2 protein-coding genes and 2 pseudogenes are annotated in these 4323 nt (G+C 65.8%); 2 read left to right on the top strand and 2 right to left on the bottom strand.

Annotation, left to right across the window (positions count from 1 at the left end; all coding sequences use genetic code 11):
* Both AB0O67_RS36740 and AB0O67_RS36735 read right to left on the bottom strand, forming a co-directional pair.
* Positions 1-392 (bottom strand): annotated as a pseudogene (locus tag AB0O67_RS36740) (hypothetical protein); the annotation flags it as partial.
* Between the two features lie 3 nt (positions 393-395).
* Positions 396-2549 (bottom strand): helix-turn-helix transcriptional regulator, encoded by a 2154-nt coding sequence (locus tag AB0O67_RS36735; protein ID WP_365460270.1) that lies wholly within the window; start codon positions 2547-2549, stop codon positions 396-398.
* Between the two features lie 590 nt (positions 2550-3139).
* On the opposite strand from AB0O67_RS36735, the gene AB0O67_RS36730 reads away from it, so the two are divergent.
* Positions 3140-3283 (top strand): hypothetical protein, encoded by a 144-nt coding sequence (locus AB0O67_RS36730; RefSeq protein ID WP_365460267.1) that lies wholly within the window; start codon positions 3140-3142, stop codon positions 3281-3283.
* A 207-nt stretch (positions 3284-3490) separates the two neighbouring features.
* Positions 3491-4323 (top strand): annotated as a pseudogene (locus AB0O67_RS36725) (ATP-dependent helicase); the annotation flags it as partial.

The raw sequence follows: 4323 nt of genomic DNA, 5'->3' as shown, positions 1-4323 counted from the left end.
CCGACGGCGTACACCGCGAGGGAGGCTCGCCCCAGGTGGTCGTCTCGGAGCACTTCCACTGAGCCCGACCAATCCCGGCCGTCCTGCTTGTCACACGTGAGCGAGGTGGACGTGCGGACATTCGTCTCGCCGTCCGTCACGACGGCGAGGACACACAGATCGGACCACACCGCGTCCGGCGCGTTCGCCCCGGGTGGCAGCGTCGCCGAGAGGCCGATCGTCGCACTCACCCAGTCCGTGTGACCACCGATGCCGAGCGCGACGGCCTGCTGCTGGGACGAGTACGCGGTGGTCTCCAAATGATCGCGGGTACCGTCGGAAAGCCTGAGGGAGACCGAAGTCACCCTGAGGGAGATCGGCCGGTTGAGCCTCTTGTACGGGTAGATCTTCACGCGTCACTCCCCCTTGCCGGCACGGAGTTCGAGGACGAGCCGGGTGAGCGTGGTCCTGACCGGGTGACTGGTGACATCGGTGAACCCTCGGAACTTGGCGCGACGCACACCGGGGGTGAAGCGCAGCGTCCCGTCCTCCACCTCACAGCCCTCGACGGCCACGAGCTCCGCCCAGTCCAGCTTCGGGCGGCCTCCGGAGCGCACGTCCAACTGGGCGAGCGGCACCATCGGGACGACCTCGTCACCACGCGGGATGCTCACCTCTGCGGTGATCTGCCACTCCCCTCCGTCCCCGATCGTCGCGTCGAGTCCGTCCAGCACCGGAACCACGGGCCCGGCGGTTGCCTTGGCCTTGGGCTTGGTTTTCACGGTCAACGCCTTGCGCACGGCCTCCCCGCCCTCGCGGCTGCTGCGCTTCGGCCGTGCGACAAGTTCCCTGACCGCGTTGTTGACCTCGGCCGTCAAGGCGCTGATGCGCCGATACGCGGACGGGGACCACCGCAGAGTCAGCTCCTCAGTCTGTCCCCAACGGTCGTGCTCAGGCGGCTCCGCCGCACGCAGGAATTCCTCGGCCTCCTTCGCGAAGGGGGCAGCCTCCCCGGCCGCCTCGCCCACCAACAGAACGGCCTGGAAGGGATTGGTCCCGAGCGGCAACCTCTGAACCCCGGTCCTCTTGACCGTCATGCGGTTGCCGCGCAGCGAGTGCACCTGGTTTTTCCCCCCGTCGCCGTCCCTGTCCCCCTCGGCCTCGGTGACCAACAGGACCGCCTGGTGGGTACCGAGCGTCCCGTGAGCGCCGCCGGAGAGCGGCAGCTTGAGCGGCACGCTCCGCGCCGCCACCTGCCCTGCCTCGGTGAGGCGATCCACGGTGGTGCCCTCGTAGTGCGCCCTGAGGGCACGGGTCCGGGACGGCTGCTCGACGGACGGGTCCACCTGCCTCTCCGGCACGACCTCCTTGCCGTTCCGCAGGGCACGGACAGAGACTTCCAGAAGGGGGAGCCTGTTGCCCCCGCCGGTCATCGCCGCCCAGAAGTCGCGCCCGAGCGCCTCGACCAGACGGCCGTGCATCTTGCGGATGTCACGGGTGTCCTCGTCGCCCTCCTCGTCACCGATCGACTCGTCATCGGCGTCGGACGTGACCCCCTCCAGGCTCGCCACGTCGTGCGCGCCGACGATGAGGAAGGACGTACCGGGTTCGTCACTATCCCTGGCCAGATGCAGGCTTGCCACGGTCTCCTCGTCCGCCCACCACGAACGGGCGACCATGGCACCAGGTGAATCGGGGTCGGGGCGCCCGAACCATGCGGGGCCCGCGTACGGCTCGCCGCCCACCTCGCGCCAGGGCAGTTCCAGACGGCCGATGACCCGTCGCTCGGTGCGTCCCTCGTGAGGCACGGACAGGGTGGAGTTGATGAGCACGAGTCCGAGCGCGCTGGTGGCCCACAGCGTCGCCTTGCCCAAGCCGTACGAACCACCGGCTCCAGGGCCGGACTTGAGACTCTCCAGTTGACGTCTGACCACGGCGGCGAACTTGCCGTCCGCGTAGTCGTCGCCGATGAGCCCGGAGGCGTTGTAATCGTCGACACGCAGCAGGACCAGACGGCCCTTCTCGTACATGTCGCGCACCCCGGCGTCCACGACCCGACCGACCTTCTGGTCACCGGCGACCTCCGAGACAGCGGAGTAGTGCGGAAACAGATCGTTCCAGAGGATCGCCTCACGGAAGGAGTCCAGGGCCTCACCGGTGAGCTCGTGCAGGGTGTATCGGACCCGGACCGGGCGACCGTTCTCCGTAAGGCGCTCGTCCAGGCTGTTCTGGCAGGTCTCACGGGCGAGCACCTGCACGTCGGCGTCGAAGGCGAAGGCAGCGGCATTGCCCAGGTCACGACCGCCGTCGGAGTAACCGGGACGGTGGTACCAGGTGACCGGGAGGCCGGCCTGGGTGTCGGTGGTGCGGGTGTGCACCGTACCCACGTCCGTGCCGAGTGCCTTGGCGATGTCCGTCATGACGCTCGGGCGAGGAGTCGACCTACCGGTGATCCACGCGGACACGGCGGCCCGAGTCAGCTGGAGCTCGTCGGCCAGTTCGGCCTGTGTCTTCCCCGCGAGCTTGAGCTGTCGGGCCAGCCAAGGCCCGAACTCCTCACCTGTCTCCACGCGTCACCTGCTCTTCCTCGGAGTCCATGCAGATCGTGTGTGTTGTGGACCACGAGGCTAATTTGACGCGCAAGGGAGCGTCAACCAGCAGTTGATCGACCTCATCACATGAACCCCTTGGACCCAGTGTCCAAGTTGCCCGGAATGACCAAGTCTCCCCCTGAATGGGGAAGTTCCATACATGGAGCCATCAACTCCCTTTAGGAAAAGGCGAGTTGGGGTTGCACCTTCGAGTGACCCTCGGTACGGTTGTTGACGATGGGGACCCCATCTCGCTCACGAATTCCGAAATCGGGAGGGCTGGGCGACCCGGGGAGAAGTATATCCAAATTCAACCCCTTATCGGAGACCGAGGCGCACACCAAGTCGCCACTCCACCGCAGAAGTATTTCGATGAAAGGGCTGGCGACACCGGACCGACGCCCGTTAATGTTCTCAGCCAACAAGAATCTCGGCGAGAGATTCACGCTTGATGTCAGCAATTTCCGCGGGGGGACGTGTACTCCAATTTACCCCTGTGCAACTTGGATAGGGGCGTGCCATTCATGATTGAACAGGGATACAACGACTTTTTGTTTTCATCTCGGGAGATGAGTTCATTCGAACTGGCAATCAACACGGCCAAGGCTGAGACCGAGGTGGCGACAATTCTCCAGGACCGCGACCTGTCCGAGAAGGACCTCCCCGACGGCAGGATTTCCGGTCTGCCGTCGGATGAGTTCCCCACGACCTGAGAGCGAGGCAGGCAAAGGCGCAGGTCACAGCCCTAGCCGTTTCCTCTCGACGGTCCGGAATCCCCAACGCCTTCCCGCCTGCGAAGGCACTGTGACGCCAATGCACCAGCACCACGGCAGGCACGCGCCGGCTTCGATGAGGCCGGCGCGGCCGGACCCATCGCTGAACATTTCACTCGAACTTTCACGACTCAGGAGTGCAGAGCAGTGCCGCCTACGTCCTCTTCCGTAGTCCAAACCGTTCTCGAACAGTCCTCACGCGTGCTGCAGACCTACGCGGTGGACCCCGGCCTCGTGGCCGAGCACGCCAATGGTGAACGCCGGATCACCCAGGGCGGATATGGCGACCGCCAGCTCTTCGAACTCGTCCAGAACGCGGCGGACGAAATGGCAGACGAGCCGGGTGGACGTGTTTACATCATCCTCACGGACACCCATTTGTACTGCGCGAACGAGGGTAATCCGGTTACCCCGGAGGGTGCGGAGACAATTCTTCGAATGAGCATGTCGAAGAAGCGTGGAGGGCAGATCGGGCGCTTCGGAGTAGGCGTGAAATCGGTCCTCGTGGTGACCGACGCACCTGAATTCTTCAGCAGCAGAGGAAGTTTCGGATTCGACCGCGCCTGGTCGTACGAGCAGATCAAGGCCGTAGGCGGCGTGACAGAGCGCTACGGCCCGAACTTCGACGCCCCCGTGCTGCGGATGGCCCGCCCTCTCGATGTCCAGGCCGAGCGCGCCGCCGATCACGTCCTGGACGAGCTGCTGGACTGGGCCACCACGGTCGTTCGACTGCCTCTGCTCCCCGGGGCCGACGACCGGCTGGGCCGGGACATGCACGGCGGTCGCGCCAAGGACCACGGCGAACCGCGCGAGGAATTCCCAAAGGGTTTCCAGCTCTTCTCCCCGCACGTCGCGAAGGTCGTGCTGGAGGACCGCCGGCCCCGGCCCATGGCCCGCCGTACGCTGACCACCCGGCAGACCGGCGACCTGCACACCGTCGTGGAGGAGCGGACCGGAAAGGCCGTCACCACCGACCGTTG

It is taken from the genome of Streptomyces sp. NPDC086077 (assembly GCF_040686175.1).
GTDB lineage: Bacteria > Actinomycetota > Actinomycetes > Streptomycetales > Streptomycetaceae > Streptomyces.
Note: the sequence above shows the minus strand (reverse complement) of the source record. Positions and strands in the feature narration are given on the sequence as shown.